We start from the raw sequence: 23547 nt of genomic DNA, 5'->3' as shown, positions 1-23547 counted from the left end.
AAACTAAATGGAGGTCAACAAATGAATCGTTTAGCAGTAAAACTACCAGGACTAGCTTTAAAAAATCCCATTATGCCTGCCAGTGGAACATTTGGCTTTGGTGAACTTCATCTGGACAAGTATGACTACGATCTATTAGGGGCCATTATCATTAAATCAACGACTATTGATGCACGAGCAGGAAATGCGAATCCACGCTACCATCATTTAGAAACGGGAGTTTTGAATGCGGTAGGCTTGAAAAATCCAGGTGTTGACGTGATCGTAGCCGAAAAGCTGCCTGCATTAGCTCGATTCAATACACCAGTGATCGCGAGCGTAGCCGGAACAACAATTGAGGATTACTGTGAAGTCACAAAAAAATTGTGCCGATCTTCAGTAGTCCGTGCACTTGAAATCAATGTTTCTTGTCCAAATGTGAAAGAAGGTGGGTTAACTTTTGGTTCCAGCCCTGAATCGGTTTATGAAATCACTAAAGCAGTAAAAGCGGTCGCGACGGTTCCAATTTATATTAAGTTGACCCCAAATGTAACCAACATAGTAGAAATAGCTCAGGCTGCTGAAAAAGGCGGAGCAGATGGGATCAGTATGATCAATACTGTAGTAGGAATGAGTATTGATTTAGCGACCAAAAAACCGATCTTAGCGAATAAGACAGGCGGACTTTCTGGTGCGGCAATCAAACCAATTGCTATCCGAATGGTTTATCAAGTCTCACGGGCAGTTTCAATTCCCATCATTGGAATGGGCGGACTTTCAACTGTTGACGATGTGCTCGAAATGCTGATGGCTGGAGCCAGTGCAGTCGCGGTCGGTACCGCGAATTATGCTAATCCACTGATTTGCAAAGAACTGATCGAAGCGTTACCTAAGCGAATGGATGAACTGGGCATCGAATCCATTGAGTCGTTGATAGAAGAAGTAAAGGCAGGTCAAAAAGATGACAAATAGACCCATTATTGCGTTAGATTTCGCAACGTTGCCTCAAGTAAAGCAGTTTTTAGCTCAGTTTAATGATGAATCGCTATTTGTTAAAGTAGGTATGGAATTGTTTTATCAAAATGGGCCAGAGATCGTAACAACACTTAAACAATTAGGTCATGATGTTTTTTTAGATTTAAAACTGCATGATATTCCAAATACGGTCCAACGTTCACTGAAAGGAATAGCTGCACTTGAGGTCGACATGATCACTGTTCATGCTGCGGGTGGACGAGAAATGATGGAAGCCGCGATGGAAGGCATCATTTCAGGGACATCGATTGGCAGAAAACGGCCTAAAGTGATCGCGGTCACGCAATTGACTTCGACCACACAAGAAACCATGCAACACGAACAGCTGATTCCAGTTTCTTTACTGGAGAGCGTGATCCATTATGCAAAACTAACGCAGTCAGCAGGTTTAGACGGTGTCGTTTGTTCTGCTTTAGAAGCACGTCAAATAAAAGAAAATACAGCAAAAGATTTTTTATGTGTTACTCCGGGAATACGTCTAGAAGGAATGGCTGTTGGAGATCAAAAACGAATCGCTACACCTTTTACAGCTAGAAAAGAAGGAGCTTCATACATTGTTGTCGGTCGGCCTATCATACAAGCTGAGGACCCTGTTGCTGCTTATTATGCTATCAAAGAGCAGTGGAATGGAGTGGATAAGAAAAATGAGCAATGAAAAAAGAATTGCTGAAAAATTATTAGCGATAGAAGCTGTAAGTTTAAACCCAACAGACCCGTTTACATGGGCCAGCGGAATGAAAAGTCCGATTTATTGTGATAATCGGATCACCATGAGTTACCCCGCAGTTCGCCGAGACATTGCAAAAAGCTTAGCAGAATTGATCAAAAAGCATTACCCAGAAGTAGAAGTCATTGCGGGCACAGCGACGGCCGGTATTCCTCATGCTGCATGGGTAGCGGAATTGCTGGACTTACCGATGGTTTACATCCGAAGTAAAGCGAAAGATCACGGCAAAGGAAATCAAATCGAAGGGCGGATAACGCATGATCAGAAAATGGTCGTGATCGAGGATTTGATTTCCACCGGTGGAAGTGTCATCGAAGCAGTGCAAGCAGCCTCCAATGAAGGTGCTCAAGTCTTAGGGGTCGCAGCAATCTTTACTTATGAGTTGCCACAAGGAATAGCAAATTTCTCGAAAAACAAGATCCAATTAAATACATTGACGAATTATTCTGCTTTGATTGAAGGAGCATTAGAAAAAGGGCTGATTGATGCATCCGAAATCACTCTTTTAAAAGAGTGGAAAAAAGATCCAATCAATTGGCTAAATAAATAAAAAGGCTGAATAATTTTTGGCGTGGATAAATAAATGAAAGAAATGACTCATCAAAAATTTATGAAGGAATAGGGTTGCTTGTAGCCGTGTATTGGATTCAATGAGAATTACAAAACGTTGGCGCTTTAGCGCGATTATGGTTTGTTTGAAGCTTGAAATGAAGCACTGTGGGCATAATGCCCAAGTATATCATGTTTGTAAGCTACTAAAGTAGCAACAACTATGACAACCACAGGCTTATAGACGGTGCCACGGCTCCACAAGCAAACCTGTATATTCCAGAATAAATTTTATTTTGAGTATCCACACCAGTTGACGAAGAGCCCATAAAAAAAGTAACGCACACCTCTTTTTAAAAGGTATGCGTTACTTTTAGTTCTTACTCTTTCAAGCGGTTGACCAAATCTTTATCCGGTGTTACGAATAAGGTGCGTTGTCCCTCATAGATGACGAAACCTGGTTTTGCACCATTTGGTTTTTTTATTTTTTTCACTTCAACATAATCTACTGGAACGGATGCAGATAACTGCGATTTTGAGAAGTAAGCAGCAATATTAGCAGCTTCTAAAAGCGTTTCTTCACTAGGATCAGCAGATTGAATGATAACATGTGACCCTGGAATATTCTTTGTGTGCAGCCAAATATCTGATTTCCGTGCTGTCTTAAGGGTCAATTGATCATTTTGCAGATTATTTTTCCCAACTAAAATCGTTGTCCCATCGGAAGAGCGGTACTGATCTGGCTTACTTAATTTAGCTTGTTTTTGTTTTTTCTTAGTCTTCTTTTTCTTCATGTACCCTTGTTGGATCAATTCTTCCTTAATATCCGCAATATCTTTTGGAGTAGCTAATTCCACTTGGGTCGAAACGGATTCTAGGTAATCGATTTCTTCTTGAGTTAAGCGCATTTGTTCGTTTACAAACGCGATTGCATTTTTTAATTTTTGATATTTCGAAAAATATTTTTGTGCATTTTGAGAAGGTGTTTTTCTTGGATCAAGAGGAATAGTCATTGGTTTTTCTTCATCATAAAAATTTGTTAAGGAAACTTCTTTTTGTCCTTTAGTCATTTTATAAAGATAAGCCGTCAACAATTCGCCTCGTACTCGGTAATCATCGGCTAGTTCGGTTTCATTTAACGTATTTTGCAATTTTTTCATCTTCTTCTTATTGCGTTGAAGTTCAGTTTGAATCAAATGGATCAGATCTGAGCCTTGTTGCTTAACGCGGTCTCTGTCTGCTTTACTTTCATAGTACTTATCTAATAATTCACTCAAAGTAGTGTAACCCACATGTTCTCCTTCAATACTTAAATAAGGAAGGGGAGTGAAAAATTCTTTTTTAGGACCAATTGTCAGCGTCGGTGAGATATTTCCTTTACGAATATTAGTCATAAACGAATCAAATAAAATCGGTAAATTTTGAATATTATTTTCACTGCGGTGCAATAGTTCTTTAGCCGTATCAGCACCGATCCCTTGATAGACATGCTGCAATCTTTTTTCATACGGTAAATCTTGATCTTCAAAAGAAGTCATCAATTCCGTGAGTTCAGAACTGCTTGTTTCAAAAGGATTCAATTTATCTTGGTGAGGTGGAGATTGATAGGTAGCACCGGGCATGATAAACCGATACGAGTTTTGGCTAGTCGGTACATGTTTGATCGTGTCTAAAATACGTTGTGTATCTTGTTCGATAAGTAAAATATTACTGTGACGGCCCATCAACTCTACGATCATGATAACATTTTGGACATCCCCGATTTCATCTCGGCTTTTAAATCTAAAATGGATGACACGATCATTTCCGACTTGTTGGATATCTTCTAAGATAGCTCCTTCAAGATGTTTTCGCATGATCATACAAAAATTTGGCGGCGAACTTGGATTTTCATATGGAATTTCGGTCAATTGAATACGTGCATAACTTGGATGAGCAGATAATAGCAGTTTATGATTTTTGCCATTTGCCCGCATAACAATAATTATTTCATTCGGGTAAGGCTGATGGATTTTTGATACTCGTCCATTTTTTAGTGCGTTGCTTAATTCATTTACCATCGCATGGGTAAAAATACCATCAAATGACATATATTCCCCTTCTTTCATGATCAATTATTTTAATCGATCCTATCTGACTAATCGAATTAGTAGTCCTATTAGTGCTGTATTTTTAATTATACCACTTTTTGTAAGAAAATTGTCATTAGAAAATCAGAGTGAAATAGTTGCAGCTTTATTGCTAAAAAAGTTATAATAAATTCTTGGAAACTTTAGGAGGGGAATTAAATGGAATGGAATTACCAAGGGGATAGAGGACCGGAAAATTGGAACACGATCTGTTCAGCTTTTCATCAAGCAGAATCAGAAAGCTTGCAATCACCGATCGCATTAGATGATGATCAAATAACGGCAACGATCTCACAGCAATCGCTGATATTTGACTACAATAAAACCTTGTTTGAATCATCTTTTTTTAATCACACCGTACATTTATCGCCAAAAACAAATGAGAAACTGAATACCGTTATATTTGATCACAAAAGATATTTTTTAGAAGATATGCATTTTCATTTACCGAGCGAGCATGAGATCAATCATGAATCCTTTCCTTTAGAATTTCATCTTGTCCATCGTTCTGTAAAAAATGAGCTTCTTGTCGTAGGCGTTACAGTACTGCCTTCTGAACGGCCAATGAATACGGTATTTGCTGCCGTAGATGAAAGAGCTCTGCATCCGCGTGTAGCAGGAAGAGGACTGACTGTTCCGATTGAATTAACAAGGCTTTTGCCGGAAAATAAACAATTCTATCATTACACAGGCTCATTGACTACACCTCCGACTTCAGGACCAGTCGAGTGGATCGTATTCAGCCAGCAAACATTTATGCGTCAAGGTTTGCTTCAAGCCTTTAAAAAGACTATCGGCAAAACAAATAGACCTTTGCAACCTATAATGAATAGACCTATTTACTTATCAAACAACTAAATTATAATTAAATTCTCATTTAAAGCTTGACACACAAACGAACAACTAGTAAGATCACTGTAATAGAAAAATAACAAAGGAGTTCTTATGATGCTAATTAACTTTTCTTATAATGTACAATTGAATAGCAGTTGGCAAAGCCAAGATAGATAGGTTGATCCATGAGAACGCTCATAGATGCAACCTTCAGTATACTGAATGTCTGTATCTATGTTGGTTTATTTGAAGACAAAATAGACTTCTGATCCACATAGAGAGAATATTTAATTCTATTTCTATGTGGATTTTGTTTTGCAAAAAACAGCTCCCACGTATCTTTTGTGGCAGCTGTTTTTTTATTGATCTAATTTAAGAGGTGAGGGAAATGGAAAAGAAGCGATGGCGATTTTGTTGAAAAAATCTAACAAAAATCAAGAATTACTGGGGGATAAAAAGAAATGAAAAAAATGATTGGGTTCATTATTGGTTTGACGGCAATTTTAATGGTTGCTTTTTTTACTTCTTCAAATGAAATAGAAACGATGAAAAAAGCTAAACCAATGGTTGGTATTTTACAACTCACTAGTCATCCAGCATTAGATCTTATTTATCAAGGAACGGTAGATGCATTAAATGACGCCGGATATATTGACGGAGAAACAATGACGTTAGATTTTCAAAATGCTCAAGGAGATCAAAGTAATCTAAACTCGATGAGTACTCGCTTCGTCAGCAGAGGGGCAGCTGTTATGGTTGGTATTGCTACTCCTTCCGCACAAGCACTAGCTAATAGCTCGCAAGAAATACCGATTGTGTTAGGCGCAGTCACTGACCCTGAAGGATCAGGATTAGTTGAAAACAATGAAGCCCCTGGGGGAAACATAACTGGTGTGAGTGATTTAACACCGATAAAAGAACAATTTTCATTGATCAAAGAGATTCTTCCAGAAGCTCAAACAATTGGTATTTTGTATTCATCTAGTGAAGATAATTCAATTGTTCAAGCGGATCAAGCTATTGAGATCGCGAAAGAAATGGGACTAGATATTGAAGTGATGACTATTTCATCTACAAATGATGTTTCACAAGTTGGAGCTACATTAGCTTCACAAGTAGATGCTATCTGGGTACCTACGGATAATACAGTAGCCAGCGCGATGACGACACTGGTTTCTGCTGCTGATTCAAACGGAATACCTATTTTTCCAGCTGTAGATACGATGGTTGAAGAAGGTGGATTAGCTACTGTTGGATTAGATCAATATGAATTAGGTCGGTTAACAGGAGAAATGGTTGCGGCTATTTTAAATGGCGAGTCAGATCCAGCAACGACACCTATTCGTTATTTAGATGAAGGGGAAATCATTATAAATCAAGAGAAAGCCAAACAACTTGGTATTACTATCCCGACACAACTATTAGAACAAGCGAAACAAGCAGAATAAACAAATCAATTAGCAAGAGTGGAGGAAGTCAAATGGATTTAATTGTTACCGCTACAGCACAAGGGTTATTGTGGGGAATGATGGCTTTAGGCATTTTTATTACTTATCGTATTTTAGATTTACCGGATATGACTGCAGAAGGTTCTTTTCCTTTAGGAGCTGCTGTATGTGCTCAACTCATTATTTCAGGGGTTCATCCTTTAACTGCAACAGCTATTGCTTTTGTAATAGGAGCTTTGGCTGGAGCAGTTACTGGATTCTTGATCACAAAAGCACATATTCCAGGTTTATTAGCTGGAATATTGACCATGACCGGACTGTATTCAATAAATTTAAGGGTCATGAGTCGAGCTAATTTAAGTTTACTCGGAGAAGCAAAGTTAACAGATTTTTTCACTCAATTTAACTTGCCAAGCCAATTCGATACCATTTTTATGGGAATCGTGCTTGTGTCTAGTCTGATTGTGTTACTTGTTTTATTCTTTAAAACCGAACTTGGTCAAGCTGTTATCGCTACTGGAGATAATGAAAAAATGGCACGTTCATTAGGAATCTCTACAAATCAAACAAAAATACTAGGTCTGATGCTTTCAAATGGTTTGATTTCTGCTGCGGGCGCTTTGATTGCTCAAGACAATGGTTATGCTGATATCAGTATGGGTATAGGTACGATCGTTATCGGCTTAGCATCAGTTATTATTGGAGAAGTTATTTTTGGAAACCTATCTTTTGTTAATCGACTTATATGTGTTATCTTAGGAGCCATCATATACCGGTTGATCATCATGTTTGTATTATTAATGGGATTACAACCGAATGACTTGAAACTTATCTCAGCTGTCATTTTAGCGGTATTTCTTGCATTACCTAGTATCCGTACTCGATTTAATTTGAATTTCTTCCAAAAAAAGGAGTTGTTGTAATATGAGTTCTACACCCGTTCTGATTTTAAAAGGAATCACTAAACAATTTAATAAAGGGACCGCCAATCAAAATACGGTCTTAAACCAGTTAAGCTTAGAAGTAGAAAAAGGGGACTTCCTTACTATTATTGGAGGTAATGGAGCTGGTAAGTCGACTTTACTGAATAGTATTGCAGGAAATTTCATGATCGATCAAGGAACTATCATGCTTGAAAATAGAGATTTGACTACCTTGAAAGAAGAAAAACGAGCCGGATTTATCGGACGCGTTTTTCAAGATCCAGTAATGGGAACAGCGCCTCGAATGACTGTAGGTGAAAACTTGGCTATTGCTTATCGCAGGGGGAAAAAACGTTCTCTACGAAAAGGGACGACCGATAAAGAACGTGAATATTTCAAAAATAGTTTACTTGAATTAGGCTTAGGATTAGAAAATCGCTTAGACAGTGAAATGGGATTGTTATCTGGTGGACAACGACAATCTATCGCTCTTTTAATGGCTACTATGAATAAACCAGAACTCTTATTGTTAGATGAGCATACCGCAGCCCTAGATCCTAAAACAGCTAAAATTGTTTTAGAAATCACTCAAAAACGAATCGAACAAGAAGAATTGACTGCTTTAATGATTACTCATAATATGAATGATGCATTAAAATACGGCAATCGATTGATCATGCTAGATGCCGGACAAGTTATTGTAGATATATCTGGCGAGGAGAAAAAGAACTTAACAGTTGCAGATGTATTGGTTCTTTTTCAAACAGCTACGGATGAAGAAAATGGAGCTGGCCAATTACCAGATGAACTTTTATTAAGTCGCTAAATAAGAAGTTTTACAAATCCAAAACCTAGGAGAAATCCTTGGTTTTTTTTGTTTAATAGACATTCCAGGGTAATAGTTGTATAATACATGTATATTGATTGCAATATACAACTATACTGATATAGGAGGGTTTCGATGGATAATCAAGTGGAAATGTCAATACACTCATTGATTCAGCGGTTTAGTGAATTTAATCATCATTTTTTGAAATTAGAAAAACAAATACTTGCTAAATATGGGATCACTAAATCAGGTTTTTCTATCATGTCATTTATTAACGATAAAAAAATAACGCTTAATGAATTGGCAAATGAGTCCGATTTAGATAAATCTACTTTAAGCAGACAAGTTAAACAATTGGAAAAAAAAGGCTTTATAACGAAGGAACCTGGAACGGATAAACGGTATATGTATCTTTCTCTAACTCCTGAATCACGACAGCTCATACTCGCTTTTTCATTTGAATTTGAAAAATCCTTTAGCTTGATTTTTAAAAGCTGGCCAGCAGATGAAAAACAACTTTTACTTGTACTAATGGGAAGAGTGAACAGGAGTATCCAATCCTTTCAATTGGTGAAGTAGCAAAATTTTACAATTAACTAAAAAGACCTTACAATCATAGTGAATTAAGTAAACAAAGGAGTTGATTAAATGGATCCCAAAACGCTTAATGATTTATCAAAAGAAGATTTAATAGAGCTCATCATTAGTCAGAGTGAAGAGTTAAAAGAACAAGACATTCAGTTAGAAGCTGAAGTAGAAGAAAATCGATTTATAAAAAGTCTTGGTTTTGTAGATGGTTATAAAAATTATCAGAATTACTTTATTCGTTTCTTTGAAGATGAGAGTGATGGAACAGCTAAAAAAGGCAGTATTTTTTTAGGGATTTTAGAGGATTTTATCACAGATTACGGCAGCGAACCGGTTCATGAGCTAATAGAAGAGTTTACTGAAGAGCACATTTAAGGTGCGCGATATTTGCGCTTCCTATGTAGAATTGATAAACTACATTTAGGAATAAACTGAAATTTTTAAGGAGGAATAGCTATGTCATTAGAAAATAAGAAAATTATTGCTTTAGTCAGTGATGATTTTGAAGATTTAGAACTATGGTATCCTGTTTTGCGCTTAAGAGAAGCTGGAGCGACTGTACATCTAGTAGCCGAAAAGAAAGACACTGTTTATCACGGGAAATACGGTGTACCTGTAACTTCTGATTACAGTTTTGAAGAAATAATTAAAGAAGATTATGATGGTATTGTAGTTCCTGGAGGTTGGTCACCTGACAAATTAAGACGCTTCCCTAAGGTTATTGAATTTGTTCAATATTTTGATCAACAGAAGAAGCCGATCGGACAAATCTGTCATGCCGGATGGGTATTGATTTCAGCAGGTATCCTTAACGGTGTAAACGTTACGAGTACTCCCGGGATAAAAGATGATATGACGAATGCAGGTGCAATTTGGCACGATGTTCCGGCTATAACAGACGGGCACATTATTTCTAGCCGCAGACCTCCTGATCTTCCTGAATATATGAAACAATACATTGCTTCATTTGAATAAATGAGTTGCTCATAACAGATTAAAAAGACTAGGAATTGTTCCTAGTCTTTTTTTTGCAGAAAAGCTTCATAAACATAGAGGATATTATGGACAAAATAAGCAATAAAAACAATATTGTTTTTATTAAAAAAGATTTAATAATTAAAAAACCTTGTTAGTACAATGTTTTGATTTTTTTTTTATCAGTAGAATTTTTCAAATCACTCTAGAATCTCACGTTTCATTGCTTCTATTTTTTTAAAAATCTATACTTGCATTTGTGTGAAAGAAGACGATTTTGCGAAGTCTTATGGTTTAGCAGATAGTAATCATTTCTTTTATCGTTTTCTATCTTAATGACCATAAAAAAAGCTTATAACGAGAGGATGGTGCCCTTAATTGATTGAACTAAAAAGTGTTTCCAAAAAATTCAATGGACAACACGGTGTATTAAAGGCTGTAGATGATATTAGTTTATCTATTGAAAAAAATGAATTGTTTGGGGTGATTGGGGAAAGCGGTGCAGGAAAATCAACCTTGTTACGCTTTATCAACGCTTTAGAAAAACCGGATGACGGGCAAGTACTAGTTGATGGTGTAGATGTTCAACAATTGACAAAAAAGGAATTGCGACTACATCAAAAAAAGATCAGCATGATTTTCCAACAATTTAATTTGATTAGCAACAAGACAGTTGAAGAAAATATCCATTTGCCTTTAGAAATGTATGATTACAAACATTTTCTGCCAATGGAAACTGTATTGGACTTTGTAGGTTTAAAAGATAAGCGGCACAGTTATCCTGCTGAATTATCTGGTGGGCAAAAGCAGCGTGTTGGTATTGCTCGTGCACTGATTACACGTCCAACTATTTTATTGTGTGATGAACCAACTTCAGCTTTAGATCAAAGCACTACAAAAGAAATCGTAGATGTTTTGAAAAAAGCTCATCAACAATTTGGGATGACCGTAGTGATCGTGACTCATGAGTTAGAAGTCATTAAAGAATTATGTACTCGTGCTGCAGTGATAGAAGAGGGGAAACTGATCGATACTATTCAAGTGAACCGTAAAAAGGAACAGAAAGAATTTCAATCGTATCACCAGCGAGCCTTGGAGGTGTTAGGAGATGTCTAATGCTCTAGAAATCTATCTTGAGAGCATCATTGATTATGCTCCAAGTTTGATTGAAAGTCTCTATGAGACGGGGATAATGATGGGTTTTGCAATGGTTGCAGCTATCCTACTTGGTCTGCCATTAGGAACCTTGCTTTTTTTAACAGCCAGAGGAAGGCCGATGGAAAATAAATTTCTGTACCGAACAGCAAATATCTTTGTTAACATCATTCGTTCTTTTCCTTTCTTGTTATTGGTGATAGCTATGCAGCCTGTTATTCGGTACTTTTATGGAAGAGCAACAGGTGATCCAATTGCTGCATCATTTCCAATGATGCTTATTGCAATTGTCTTGTATGCACGTTTTGTTGAGCAGTCGTTGCTTGACGTACCCAAAGGTGTGATAGAAACGGCTCATTCAATGGGAGCAACTATGCCTCAACTAGTATGGAAATTTTTATACGTCGAAGCGAGAAGTTCATTACTGATTGGATTTACAACGGCATTTGTCAGTTTCATTTCCTATTCAACAATTATGGGAGTGATCGGTGGTGGAGGGATTGGCGATTTTGCGATTCGCTATGGTTATCAGCGTTATGAAACAGCTATTATGTATACGGCAATTGTTATTATTATTATTTTTGTAGTCCTTATGCAGTGGTTAGGACTACAAATCGCTCGGAAACTAGATAAACGATAATAAATTTTATATTCTAAAGGAGAGAGTTAGTTATGTTGAAAAAAGGATTGGTTTTAAGTAGTTTAGCATTGCTGCTAGCAGCATGTGGTACAGGAAATTCAGATTCAGACAGTTCAGGTGAAGTCGCTACAAGTGAAGGATCAACCGAGCAAGAAGAAATTGTGATCAAAGTTGCTTCACATTTGCCGCCGATGACAGATATCGTTGAGATTGCTGGAGATGTTATTGAAGAACCGTATAAAGTAGAGTTGGTAGAAGTATCGGATAATATCCAATACAATGAGGCATTGTTGAATGATGAAGTAGATGCCAATTTTGCTCAGCATGAACCCTTCATGGAAAAATTCAACGAAGAACGTGATGGTAATTTAGTGGCACTTCAAACTATTTATAACCCGGTTGTTGGGTTTTATTCACCCGTTTATGACTCAATCGATGAAATTGAAGATGGTTCAGAAGTAGCTCTTCCAAGTGACTCTACTAATGAAGCGCGTGCTTTAGCAATACTAGAGCATTATGAATTACTTACGTTAGACCCTGAAGTGAACAAATATGAAGTAACTGTAGAAAATGTAACAGAAAATCCACATGATTTTACTTTTACGCACATCGACCTATTGAATTTGACAAGTGCTTATGAAGACGGAGTAGAATTAGTTTTTAACTATCCTACCTACATTGAAAGTATCGGATTGACAACAGAAGATGCATTGCTATTAGAAGACGAAGAAGATCTTACTTTTGCTTTGCAATTGATTGCACGCGAAGATAACCAAAAATCAGCTGAGATCCAGGCCCTACTTAAAGCTTTTACTTCACAAGAAGTACATGACTATCTAAATGAACTGTCAGAAAAGGGCCACTTAGAGCCAGCTTTTGACCCTGGTGAGTAAATTTTAGGATAGCGTACCTGACAATGTTGAAGTAATAAAATAAATAGAAAATTCTTAAGGTTGAACTTCAAAATTTTGAGTGAAATCTAATTTTTGAAGTTCGAAGCCTTGAGTCTTTTTCTTTTTTTATGTCTAAACAAGTTGGAGTATGGAGCGACTATTTTATTGGAATGATAAAAAACAGATATGATTCCAAAAATTGATAGGATATTCAATACTTAAAGGTACTAAAAAGCAAAGAAATTTATAATGATATTCTCAACAAAATAATGTAAAATAACAGTGAATACAAGAGAAGTGCATTTTTTTATAGAAAGAAGGGGTTACGGTGTACCAAAAAAATAGGAGTGCTTATAGAACCGCTATTTTAGGTATTCTTACGGCTATCATTATTATTCAAAATTTCGTTCCATTACTGGGATATATTCCAATCCCTCCTTTAAATCCTACGATCATTCATATTACAGTTATTGTAGTATCTATTACACTTGGAACAAAAGATGGTATGATCATTGGCTCTGTTTGGGGAATAACTCGAATGATAAAGGCCTTTACGATGCCTGCTTCGCCTTTTGATTATTTTTTATGGAGGAATCCAATTATTGCAATCATTCCTCGAATTCTGGTAGGTTTTGTGGCTGGATATGCGTATAACGTGTGTAAAAAAAGATTCTCTAAAGATTCAACAGCCATGATCGTCTCCTCGGTCTTAGCGTCATTAACAAATACAGTTATGGTTTTAAGCTTGATTTATGTAATATATGGTGAAGCTTATGCCTCACTTATAGAAGTTGATTATTCGAATCTTTTAGGAGTATTGGCAACCGTTGTTTTGACAAATGGAGTCGGTGAAGCAATAGCCGCTGCCATTATCGCGCCTATTATCGCACGCTCGTTGAAGAAATTCAGTACCAATAAATAAAAAAAAATTCTACATCAAATGGTGTGGCTGCTTCAAAAAATTTCTTCTGGAATGGACGGGTTTGCTTGTGGAGAGCTAAGGAAACGTCTGAAGCCTAAACCCAAAAGTTGTCATGTTTGTTGCTGCTTTAGCAGCTTGCAAACATGATACACTTGGGCCTTATTTGACCACAGTGCTTCATTTTAGGATACAAGCAGCCTTATTCCTCCAGAATTTGGGTAAGTAATGCAACTAGATTGAATTTATCAACACTAAAAATTATAGATCCTATAAAAATAAGACCCTTTAGAATAAACTCTTCTAAAGGGTCTTATTTTTATAGCAGTTCTTTTCTTAGTTGTTCAGGTGATTTATCTGACAAGTAGGACATAGGAACATCTAGTACGCTGAAAGCACCGGTTTTTCCTTCTTTTTTAAACTTAACTGCGGCTCTTACATAGGCAACTAAAACAGATGAGGTGAATTCAGGATTGCTTTCTAAATCAAGTTGGAATTCAGCTTTTTGTTTGCTTCCAGTTCCAGATTCACCGGTGCGGATAACAAATCCACCGTGAGGCATCTGCTGATGGTCTTTTTCAAATTGTTCTTCGTCAATAAAATGAACAACTGTCTCGTAAGGTTCAAAGTAATTTGGCATCGTTTTGATCGTTTGTTCAATTTTTGATTGATCTGCTCCTTCATCAGAAACAACGTAACAAATACGCATATGTTTCTCACGTGTAGAGAGGGAAGGGTTCAGTCCTTTACGAACTTTTTCTAAAGCTTGATCTAATGGGACGGTATATTGAACCCCTTTTTTGACACCAGTTATGTGATGAATCGCATCAGAATGACCTTGGCTTAAACCTTTACCCCAGAAAGTATAAGTCCGTCCAACGGGTAGAACGGCTTCAAATAATGCACGGTTGATTGAAAATAAACCTGGATCCCAACCGACAGAAATAATACTGACATTTTGCCCTTCTTTAGCAGAATTATCCATATCTTCAAAATAGGCAGGTATTTTTGCATGATTATCATAACTATCAATAGTTGAAAAATATTTTGCTAATTCTGGCCCTTGCTGTGGTAAGTCAGTAGCTGATCCACCACATAAAATCAATACATCGATATCATTTTTATAATTTAAAATATCATCGATTTTTATTGCAGGAAGTACGGAATGTACCTCTGCTGGATTCCGTCTCGTAAAGACAGCGATTCCTTCCATATCAGGAAATTGATTGATTGCTAGTTCAACCCCTCTGCCAATATTACCGTAGCCGACTAAGCCTATACGAATTTTTTGATTCATTTTTTTATCCCCAATCTGTATTTGAAATTATATCGTTCGCTTTTAGTATAATAGATAATGAAAAATAAACCAATAAGGTGAGTGAAAAAACGAACATTCGTTCTTTTTTACATCTGTTTATGGTACAATTTATAAAGTAGAAAAGTTTAAGACGGTGGCTAACTCTTTTAAAATAGGGTGATGCCGATGTTTTTTGTTTGGGCTTTCCCTAGAAAGGAAACTCCATGGGTGTTTATGAAACTCTGATGTTTGCATTAGCTTTTGCAACTCTTGTTTTAAAAATCTCATCAGACAAAAAAAGTAACCGTCTAAGCTTTAGCGAGTAGGACGATTACTTTTTGTATTATGTTCTATAGTAGCTGCCGTCTTTAACGGTTCTATCCTAAAGAGGGGTATGTTGACGCATATCTCTCTTTTCATTCGTATTCTAGCATTTATAGCGATCTTTTTCAAATAAAAACAATCTTTAAGGATTGTTTTTTGAGCGTAAATAACAGTTAGAAATAAAGTAACTTAAAAACGAAATAGAATGGTAATACTAGCTTAACGTATTTAATCCATTTCAATGGTATACTAAATCAGTAGTTTTTTGAAATACTGAAAACAGCGTAAAAATCACTTAAAAAGATTGGAGAATCAACATGAAGAATTCTAAGAATAATAAAAAGAGTACTCGTTCAAATAAATACGATAAAGAAAGAAAAACGGTAAAAATATTGACGTTTGCAGTAGTGATTGCAGCTTTGATCGTAATCATATTATTGATAATGTCTCTTTTCAGTGGAGGAGATAAGCCACAAGAAAGTACAACTGATAATTCTAGCATGATCATAAAAAATAGTGATGATTCAACCCAAAGTGATGGACAAAGCTCTAAGGATAGTTCTGAATCAGTAGAGAGCGAATCAGTAGAATCTGAAAGTAAAGAAAGTGAAAGTAAAGAAAGCGAAGAATCTGAAAGCGAGAAAGCTGAGTCTGTTGAGAAAAAAGAAGTTGAACCGACTGATGAAAATGTAGAAGAAGTTTATACTGAGGATTGGGAACCAGTAGAAACGGAGCAAGAGGGAGAACATAAAACTAATTTCAGCGATGGTTCTCAAGACCGTATCGAAATCAAAAAAGCTGCTGCAGTTGCAACAGGTTTGAGTGAAGCAAATATGATCGAATGGTGGGTTGAAAATAGTGGGGAAGGTCAGGTAGTAGCAACTGTCTCAGATAAGGACCAAACTAAAACGTATCGAGTCTATCTAAACTGGGTAGACGGTCAAGGATGGCAGCCAACGAAAGTAGAACAATTAGAAGAAAATGATAAACAATAAGAAATCAAAAAAAGAACCTAACTGTGAATCCATTTGCAGTTAGGTTTTTTGATCGATAACGATTGGTAGACGCGTATTCATTTCTTCAAGATAAAGATAATGGTAAAATAAGATATAAAGATATAGATATAGAAGACTACGTTAAACAGTTGGAAAATAAAAGGAGGGTCGCTATGAAAAATTTGGATAAGAATTTTAATATGGTTCAAGATATTTTAAACAAAACTGAAGAAGAACTAAAAAAAATGAACCCTGTCAATGTGCTGGTAATCGGTAAAACTGGCGTGGGAAAGAGTACGCTGATCAATAACGTCTTTAGAGAAAATCTAGCTTTAACAGGCATCGGCAGGCCCATAACAAAACATCTAAGACGGATTTCTAAAGATGGAGTCCCAATGGTTTTATATGATACTAGAGGATTGGAATTGAGTCTAGAAGTACAAAATGAAATTAAAAATGAAATTTTTGATACTATTAAAGAAAACAAGAAATTAGGCGTTAAGGAAGAGATCCATATTGCTTATTACTGTATCAATGCCAATTCTTCTCGTATAGAGCTTACAGAACTTGAACTGATCAGTGAATTGAGTGAGAAAGTTCCTGTTGTTATTGTTTTAACTCAGTCTATTGGTGAGCCTGCGACCATATTTAAAGAGTACATTGAAAATTTGAATTTGCCAATTTATGGTGTTGTATCTATTATGGCTGAAGATTTCAAAGTAACGGAAGATTATTCAGTTTTATCATTTGGCTTAAAAGAATTGCTTGAATTAAGTTTTGAGATCATACCGGAAGAGGCAAAAAAAGCTTTTAATAATGCCCAACAAGTGGATATAGCTCGAAAAGCTAATTCTGCACGCAGTTGGGCATTAAGATATATTGGGACATCCTTTGGGGTGGGCTTTTTGCCGATACCTTTTTCTGACGCATCCGTTCTGGTACCTATGCAAGTAACTTTATTGGCTCATATTACGGCTATTTTTGGTATCTCGATGGATAAAGCTACTATTGCAAGTCTCGTAGCAGCAATAGGTGGGACCGGGGGAGCAACTTTTGCAGGAAGGTACATCGTTTCTAATGTTATAAAATTGATACCTGGTGCGGGCACACTCGTTGGAGGATTCATCAGCGGCTCAACAGCTGCAATCATCACAACTGCTCTTTCTATGAGCTATATCGAGGTATTGGCAATTATAGCTGCAGGAGAAAAAGATGGAAAATACCCGGATCTTAAAAATATTGAAGTCTTAATGAGAGAAAAATTTCAAGAACGGTTAAAAAAGGGTTCTAAAATCGATAAAAAAATTGATATAACAACTGACTTACCAAAAGAAAAATTAGAATTAGACGATTCAAAAAAAGATTATTTTTTAGGTAAATTTAAAAGGTTGATCAAGCGAAAAAATTCTAAAAATGGTTCATAAATACAGTTTGTTCTAAATTAAAAAAATAGCAAAAAATACTTTAAAACCAAAATAATTATTTTGGTTTTTTCATTAATTATAATAATTCTGCAGTACATTTTAGTTAACCATAATTTATTTATGTTAACTACATAGAACGATTTAGCGCTAATGAATATTGTTCCCTTTAAAGATTCAGTCTTAGATGAATTTTATATAAAGATTCACTTTAAGGTGAATCTTATGGTACAATCAAAGAAAGAGGTGATCAGATGACCAGACAAACTGTAGGGACTCCATATGCAGCCATTATAGGGGATATTAAAGACTCTCGTAAAATTGCGGATCGAAAAGAAGTGCAAGAACAATTTTATTCTATTTTGAAAATAATAAATGAGAAATATGCAGAAGATATTGCTTCTAATTTCATTATTACTTTAGGAGACAGCTTCCAAGGATTACTAAAAAATAAACAAGTGATTTTAAGCATTATTTTTGAAATCGAATTGGCCATGGCTCCCATTGAATTACGATTTGGCATTGGCTTAGGCAGTATCAGTACACCGATCCAACGAGATAATTCTATGGAGATAGATGGCACAGCCTACCACCGCGCAAGGCAAATGATTGAAACTATTGAAGGAAATGAAAATAAATATACCACAAGCGAGACCAATATGATGATTTGTTCCGGAGAAGGCTACCAACGAACAGATCAGCTATTGAATACTATTCTGTCACTAGCCACAGCATTGAAATCAAAGTGGTCTGCTAGACAAAAAGAAGTTATGTATGCTTATTTCACGCATGGAGAAAATCAATATAAGACAGCTAAAAAATTAGGGATTGGCCAATCTAGCGTTAACAAAGCTCTGAATACAGCGAAATATTATACCTATAAAACAGCTTTGATAGACACTAGCCACTTTCTAATTCAGAATATTGAGGAGGATGAATAGTTGAATCAAGTCTTATGGATAGTATTATTTATCGGACATATATTGGGAGACTTTTATTTCCAATCGTCTGCGTTAGCGAGAGAAAAGGAAGTATCTGGTAAGAAATTAGTGCTCCATTGTTTTATTCATTTGATCACTATGGTAGGCGTGATTATTCCTATTTTTAGTTGGTCTTTATTAAAAGTGGTCATAGGGATTTCAGTGCTGCATTTCATGATAGATGGTCTAAAATTTTTGCTTACGAATCGCTTTTTCATTCGTAATGAGAAAGATACGGCTATCTTTCTAGTAGACCAAGGGTTACACATCCTTGTATTACTTGCGGCAGTTGTCTATATCACAGTATCTTATATAGAGATTGAATATATGCCAGGATTAGAAACCTTGTCAAGCAGTTTAGGTTTGGATATGAAAAATAGTTTGTCATGGATACTGATTCTATTGGTGATGATCCGGCCATGCAGTGTAACGATAAAAAAAGTATTGAATCACTATCGCCCAACCAATGAAAATCAAGTAGATGAGGGTATCCCAAGTGCTGGGGCGTTGATTGGTGTTTTTGAACGTTTCTTTATTTTGCTGATGCTGTATGCTAATCAATTTACTGCTATTGGATTTGTTCTGACAGCGAAGTCCATTGCTCGGTACAATAAAATTTCAGAAAATCCTCAGTTTGCAGAATACTATTTACTGGGAACCTTATTGAGCACTTTGTTGATTATCGTCAGTTACTTCTTTATTTTCTGATGATGCAGCTTTAAAGGAATCAATTGTTGAGATTCGCTTATTGTTGAATCATTGGTCTTTTGAATTGGTAGTTAAATAATCAAAGTAACATTTGTTCCCTTATGTATTATAAACTATAAGGACAAGGTATAGAATAAAGTCATTACGCATAAGAAAAAGGAGAATTATATGGTATTTAAGCAAATTGAGACACAAGAATTACCGGATATTCAATCCGTGGGAACCGTTTATGAACACGTTGAGACAGGAGCCAAGGTTCTTTATCTAGCAAATGACGATTCCAATAAGGCGTTTACGATTGGGTTTAAGACACCTCCGTATAACGATAACGGAATTGCTCATATCATAGAGCATTCAGTTTTAAATGGATCTGAAAAATACCCTTCAAAAGAACCCTTTGTTGAATTAGTCAAAGGGTCATTGAATACGTTCGTCAATGCAATGACTTTTTCAGATAAGACAATTTATCCAGTTGCTTCTACTAATAAAAAAGACTTTATGCATTTAATGAGTGTTTATTTAGATGCTGTGTTTAAGCCGAACTTTTACGGTAATGCACAAATATTAGCGCAAGAAGGTTGGCATCATCATTTAGAGTCATCAGAAGATGATCTGATTTATAAAGGCGTTGTTTACAATGAAATGAAAGGGGCGACAGCCTCTCCTGAAAGACAAGTTCAACAGCATTTGACTCATCAGTTGTACCCCAACAGTATTTACCGTCACGAATCTGGTGGAAATCCAAAAGCCATCCCTAGTTTAACGCAAGAAGAATTTGTTGCTTTCCATCAAACTTATTACCACCCAAGTAATTCTCTGACTGTCTTATATGGAAACATTGATAAAAAAGAAACTTTTGCTGCATTAGAGGACTATTTCAGTGGCGCAGGCAAACAGAGTGAAAAAGTCGACTTATCTTTTGAACCAGCTGTTCCTGATGATGCTGTATTTGAAGATACTTACTCAATAACTGCAGGAGATAACCCTGAAGGAAAAGATTATTTGGCTTTAGGGTGGCATGTATCTGAACCGAACGATGTACTGGATATGTATGGACTAGAAGTTTTGGAAGAGATTTTATTTGGCAATAATCAATCACCGCTTAAAAAAGCTTTATTGGATGCGGATATAGCTGGGGACATAATAGGTGGCGTTGCTGATTTTGGCTATCCAACGGGATTTATGATCACTGCTAAATATTCTGATGCTTCTAAGATGACTCGATTTAAAGAAGTTGTTCAAGAGACTTTAAAACAGTTAATGACTGAAGGGATCGACGAAGGGCTGATTGATTCAGCGTTGAATAAAATTACTTTTCAAACGAAAGAAGCGGCTATTTCGGAAGACAACCCACGTGGAGTCATTTATGCCATCAATGCTTATCAATCTTGGTTGTATGACAAGAGTCCTTATGTGAACTTGCAATTTTCGGGCTATTTGAAAGAACTAGGAGAATTGGCAGGTAGGGGGTATTTTGAGCAACTGATCAAAGAAAAACTATTAAACAATCCTTTGCGTACTGCAGTGATTTTAAAAGCTGAATCGGGTAAAAGCGATCAATTTGAAGCGAAATCTCATCAGCAATTGCAAGAATATAAAGCTAATCTATCAAAAGAAGAAATCGACAAAATGATAACTCAAACACAAGAGTTGATCAAGCGTCAAGAAGCGCCGGATAAACCGGAAGATCTAGCGAAGATTCCAACACTGACGAAAGAAGATTTAAGCACACAGGTAGAAGAGTATCCACTAACCGAAATTCCTTTTAATGAAGGAACTTATTTTTATCAGGCTGAACAATTCACTTCCGGCATTGACTACCTTAGTTTGTATATTGGTTTGAAAGATGTTACAGCTGAAGAATATCAGTGGTTGGGTTTATTGAGTCATCTTTTTGGTAAGCTAGCCACTGAGAAATATGATGTCGCAACTTTGCAGCGTCAAAAAGATCTGTACACAGGCGGTATTTACGGAAAGATTGATATTTATGAAGATAAAGCAGGACAGCTGCAGCCTTATTTTGTTTTACGCGGAAAATCTTTGGAATCTTCTTTTGAGGAACTGGTCTCATTAATGCAAGAAATCCTGTGTCACACCCAATTTGAAAATAAAGATGAGATTTTGAAAATCACTCAACAGCTGATTTCTAATTTCGAACGACGCATTAATTCCAGTTCCCATGTTCTAGCTGCAAACCGGGCCTTGAGTCAAGTGAAATCTTCAGCCAAATTAAATGAACTGATCAGTGGAATGGATCAATTCCTTTTTTTGAAAGACATTCGTGCTGATTTACAATCCGATAAGTCAAAAGAGGCAACAGAGCGTATCAAGCAGACAGTAAAGGGTTTGCTAAATAAAAATCGCTTGAACATTTTATACGTCGGTGAGAAAGATCGAGGAGTACTGGTCAAAGAAAAATTACAAGCAGCATTTTCTGAGTTGCCTAGTGTTGAATTAGGTGAACCAGCCGTCATTAATCCGGGTGCGAAGCAGCATGAAGCTTATGTCACTGCTCAAGACGTGAACTATGTAGCTGTTGCTTCAAATGCCAGTGATAAATTTGACTACACTGGCGCAGCGAAAGTATTGGCAACAACTATTCGTTACAGTTACTTGTGGAATGAGATCCGTGTCAAAGGTGGTGCTTATGGTTCGCTTTATAACCATCAACGAACTGGTGAATTTGCCTTGAGTTCTTATCGTGACCCCAATATCCGTAAAACACTAGAAACCTATAAAGGTTTGCCTAACTATGTAGCACAAATGGAGTTGTCTGACAGCGAATTATTAAAATACATTATTGGCACGATCAGTCCCATGGAACAGCCAAAATCAGCTTTCAGCAAAGGTTTAACCGCATTCAAGCGTCTAAAAACAGGCGTGACTCGTGAAGAGTTGGTTCATTTGAAGGAAGAGATTCTAGCGGTTGATTCAAATGCTTTACAGATGCTTAATAAGATCCTAGACAGTGTATTGGAAGAGAGCACGGTGGTCGTAATAGGGAATAAGGGCCAAATCGAAACCGAAAAAGACTTGTTTGATAAAGTATACGAACTGTATTAATAAAAGAGGTCATGAAGTCACGGCTTTAGTGCAATAAGCCTCAAAAGCGCATGAGAGTTGCTAGAAGATAACATTAACAAGCATAAAAGTTAGATAAAAGTAGGGGGAGAGAGGAGAAATAACCTTCTCTCCTCTCTTTTTATGTCGAATAGTAGGAGAGAGCATCGCAGGTGTAAAATAGTTCTCGAGAGGATATTATCTTTTTACTAGCAAAAATAAAGGAATCAAGCGATTTAATCGCTACAGAAGAATCCATTCAGCTTTATATGTATGAAGTATTTACGGAATTATTAGGAGATATATTTATATATCGCTGATTGTAAAATTAATGGATAAAAAAGCTCTATTAGAAGTGATTGAATATATTTTTGTTAAGTGAGCAACGATTAAAACCTTGTTAAGCAGCTAACAAAAATAAATAATATAACTCCTCAGCAGTTATATTATTTATACGGTTTAGAAAAAATATTTAATAAAATTAGTCATACCGAATACCAAAAGAGCTAAACACTATTAAATTAATTAAATGACTAGTCCCAAAATTCTGGCGGAATAGGGTTGCTTGTAGCCGTGCATGGGATTCAATGCGAATAACAAAACGTTAACGCTTCAGCGATTATGGACTGTTGAGGCTTGAAAACATTAAGACTGTGGTTTTCAGGCTTCAGGTGGTCCTCATGGCTTCAAAAGCAAACCCGTACATTCCAAAAGAAATTTTTATCTTTAAGCAGCTTTAACAGTTGATTTAGAGTCAAAATAGAAAATATATTAAATTGAAAATTGATTAAATTATTTGATAAAATTGATACATTTTGTAAAAATAAATTTTTCGGATAAAAATTAAGAAAATTAGTAGAAATAAATCTATAAGCATGTTGGCTTAGAAAACAAATTATATTAAAATGTAGTTTAACAGTATGTTGATAACTATATATATTACAAGCTGTGGCTTAAAAATATCAGTAATATTTATGCAAAGAACATTACAAAAAAATAAATATTAATCAAGTTATTGAGTTTGAATTGAGATCATAATTCAATTAGTAATAATAGTTAAATTAACAACTAAAGAGAAGGAGTAGTATGTGTTACAGATCTATGCCTTTTTCATCTTTTTCCTAGTTTACATAATATAT

Annotated in this window: 21 protein-coding genes; 19 read left to right on the top strand and 2 right to left on the bottom strand. The window is 36.1% G+C overall.

The features are described from left to right. Positions 1-21 precede the first annotated feature (21 nt). The 3 genes from J7E16_RS02130 to pyrE are packed head-to-tail and all read left to right on the top strand — an operon-like array spanning position 22 to position 2291. Positions 22-951, top strand: coding sequence for a dihydroorotate dehydrogenase (locus tag J7E16_RS02130; RefSeq protein WP_214888190.1), 930 nt, complete (start codon positions 22-24; stop codon positions 949-951). After that, positions 941-1669, top strand: a complete 729-nt coding sequence (gene pyrF / locus J7E16_RS02125; RefSeq protein WP_214888187.1) for an orotidine-5'-phosphate decarboxylase — start codon at positions 941-943, stop codon at positions 1667-1669. Before J7E16_RS02130 ends, pyrF begins: the two co-directional genes overlap by 11 nt. Further along, entirely contained in the window at positions 1659-2291 is a 633-nt protein-coding gene (gene pyrE / locus J7E16_RS02120; RefSeq protein ID WP_214888184.1) for an orotate phosphoribosyltransferase, read from the top strand. Before pyrF ends, pyrE begins: the two co-directional genes overlap by 11 nt. A gap of 379 nt (positions 2292-2670) precedes the next feature. On the opposite strand, the gene J7E16_RS02115 is transcribed toward pyrE, so the two are convergent. Next, positions 2671-4380: an NFACT RNA binding domain-containing protein gene (locus J7E16_RS02115; protein ID WP_214888181.1), complete on the bottom strand. Its 1710-nt coding sequence runs from the start codon at positions 4378-4380 to the stop codon at positions 2671-2673. A gap of 198 nt (positions 4381-4578) precedes the next feature. Between J7E16_RS02115 and J7E16_RS02110 the strand changes: the two genes are divergently transcribed. The 11 genes from J7E16_RS02110 (at position 4579) to J7E16_RS02060 (ending at position 13626) form a co-directional block, all read left to right on the top strand. Continuing rightward, positions 4579-5277 (top strand): carbonic anhydrase family protein, encoded by a 699-nt coding sequence (locus J7E16_RS02110; RefSeq protein ID WP_214888178.1) that lies wholly within the window; start codon positions 4579-4581, stop codon positions 5275-5277. A gap of 437 nt (positions 5278-5714) precedes the next feature. Continuing rightward, entirely contained in the window at positions 5715-6701 is a 987-nt protein-coding gene (gene trpX / locus J7E16_RS02105) for a tryptophan ABC transporter substrate-binding protein (RefSeq protein ID WP_214888175.1), read from the top strand. A gap of 32 nt (positions 6702-6733) precedes the next feature. Further along, on the top strand, positions 6734-7624 hold the full coding sequence (locus J7E16_RS02100; protein ID WP_214888172.1) for an ABC transporter permease: 891 nt from the start codon (positions 6734-6736) through the stop codon (positions 7622-7624). 1 nt (position 7625) lies between these two features. Next, positions 7626-8450 carry an ABC transporter ATP-binding protein gene (locus J7E16_RS02095; RefSeq protein ID WP_214888170.1) on the top strand — a complete coding sequence of 275 codons (825 nt, stop codon included), beginning with the start codon at positions 7626-7628 and terminating at the stop codon, positions 8448-8450. A 135-nt stretch (positions 8451-8585) separates the two neighbouring features. Beyond that, positions 8586-9032 carry a MarR family winged helix-turn-helix transcriptional regulator gene (locus J7E16_RS02090; protein WP_214888168.1) on the top strand — a complete coding sequence of 149 codons (447 nt, stop codon included), beginning with the start codon at positions 8586-8588 and terminating at the stop codon, positions 9030-9032. Between the two features lie 69 nt (positions 9033-9101). Further along, positions 9102-9416 (top strand): hypothetical protein, encoded by a 315-nt coding sequence (locus tag J7E16_RS02085; RefSeq protein ID WP_214888166.1) that lies wholly within the window; start codon positions 9102-9104, stop codon positions 9414-9416. A gap of 81 nt (positions 9417-9497) precedes the next feature. After that, a complete protein-coding gene (locus J7E16_RS02080; RefSeq protein ID WP_214888164.1) occupies positions 9498-10016 on the top strand; it encodes a type 1 glutamine amidotransferase domain-containing protein in 519 nt (172 codons plus the stop codon). Positions 10017-10394: 378 nt separating this feature from the next. Continuing rightward, positions 10395-11132, top strand: a complete 738-nt coding sequence (locus J7E16_RS02075; RefSeq protein ID WP_214888162.1) for a methionine ABC transporter ATP-binding protein — start codon at positions 10395-10397, stop codon at positions 11130-11132. Beyond that, on the top strand, positions 11125-11811 hold the full coding sequence (locus J7E16_RS02070; RefSeq protein ID WP_214888160.1) for a methionine ABC transporter permease: 687 nt from the start codon (positions 11125-11127) through the stop codon (positions 11809-11811). Before J7E16_RS02075 ends, J7E16_RS02070 begins: the two co-directional genes overlap by 8 nt. A 32-nt stretch (positions 11812-11843) precedes the next feature. After that, complete coding sequence (locus J7E16_RS02065; RefSeq protein WP_178377450.1) at positions 11844-12704, top strand: MetQ/NlpA family ABC transporter substrate-binding protein; 861 nt, start codon at positions 11844-11846, stop codon at positions 12702-12704. A 328-nt stretch (positions 12705-13032) separates the two neighbouring features. Next, positions 13033-13626, top strand: coding sequence for an ECF transporter S component (locus J7E16_RS02060; RefSeq protein ID WP_214888158.1), 594 nt, complete (start codon positions 13033-13035; stop codon positions 13624-13626). 316 nt (positions 13627-13942) lie between these two features. On the opposite strand, the gene J7E16_RS02055 is transcribed toward J7E16_RS02060, so the two are convergent. Further along, positions 13943-14920: a diaminopimelate dehydrogenase gene (locus tag J7E16_RS02055; RefSeq protein WP_214888155.1), complete on the bottom strand. Its 978-nt coding sequence runs from the start codon at positions 14918-14920 to the stop codon at positions 13943-13945. Between the two features lie 641 nt (positions 14921-15561). On the opposite strand from J7E16_RS02055, the gene J7E16_RS02050 reads away from it, so the two are divergent. The 5 genes from J7E16_RS02050 to J7E16_RS02030 all read left to right on the top strand — a co-directional run bounded on the left by J7E16_RS02050 (position 15562) and on the right by J7E16_RS02030 (position 22411). Beyond that, positions 15562-16239, top strand: a complete 678-nt coding sequence (locus tag J7E16_RS02050; RefSeq protein WP_214888153.1) for a YrrS family protein — start codon at positions 15562-15564, stop codon at positions 16237-16239. Positions 16240-16412: 173 nt separating this feature from the next. Beyond that, positions 16413-17663: a GTPase gene (locus J7E16_RS02045; protein WP_214888151.1), complete on the top strand. Its 1251-nt coding sequence runs from the start codon at positions 16413-16415 to the stop codon at positions 17661-17663. Positions 17664-17914: 251 nt separating this feature from the next. Continuing rightward, complete coding sequence (locus J7E16_RS02040; protein WP_214888148.1) at positions 17915-18601, top strand: SatD family protein; 687 nt, start codon at positions 17915-17917, stop codon at positions 18599-18601. Then, complete coding sequence (locus J7E16_RS02035; RefSeq protein WP_214888145.1) at positions 18602-19348, top strand: DUF3307 domain-containing protein; 747 nt, start codon at positions 18602-18604, stop codon at positions 19346-19348. A gap of 168 nt (positions 19349-19516) precedes the next feature. After that, positions 19517-22411, top strand: a complete 2895-nt coding sequence (locus tag J7E16_RS02030; RefSeq protein WP_214888142.1) for an insulinase family protein — start codon at positions 19517-19519, stop codon at positions 22409-22411. Positions 22412-23547 lie beyond the last annotated feature (1136 nt).

This window comes from Carnobacterium sp. ISL-102, from assembly GCF_018612935.1.
Lineage (GTDB): Bacteria > Bacillota > Bacilli > Lactobacillales > Carnobacteriaceae > Carnobacterium_B > Carnobacterium_B alterfunditum.
The sequence above is the reverse complement of the archived record's forward strand: the minus strand, read 5'-3'. Positions and strand labels throughout refer to the sequence as shown.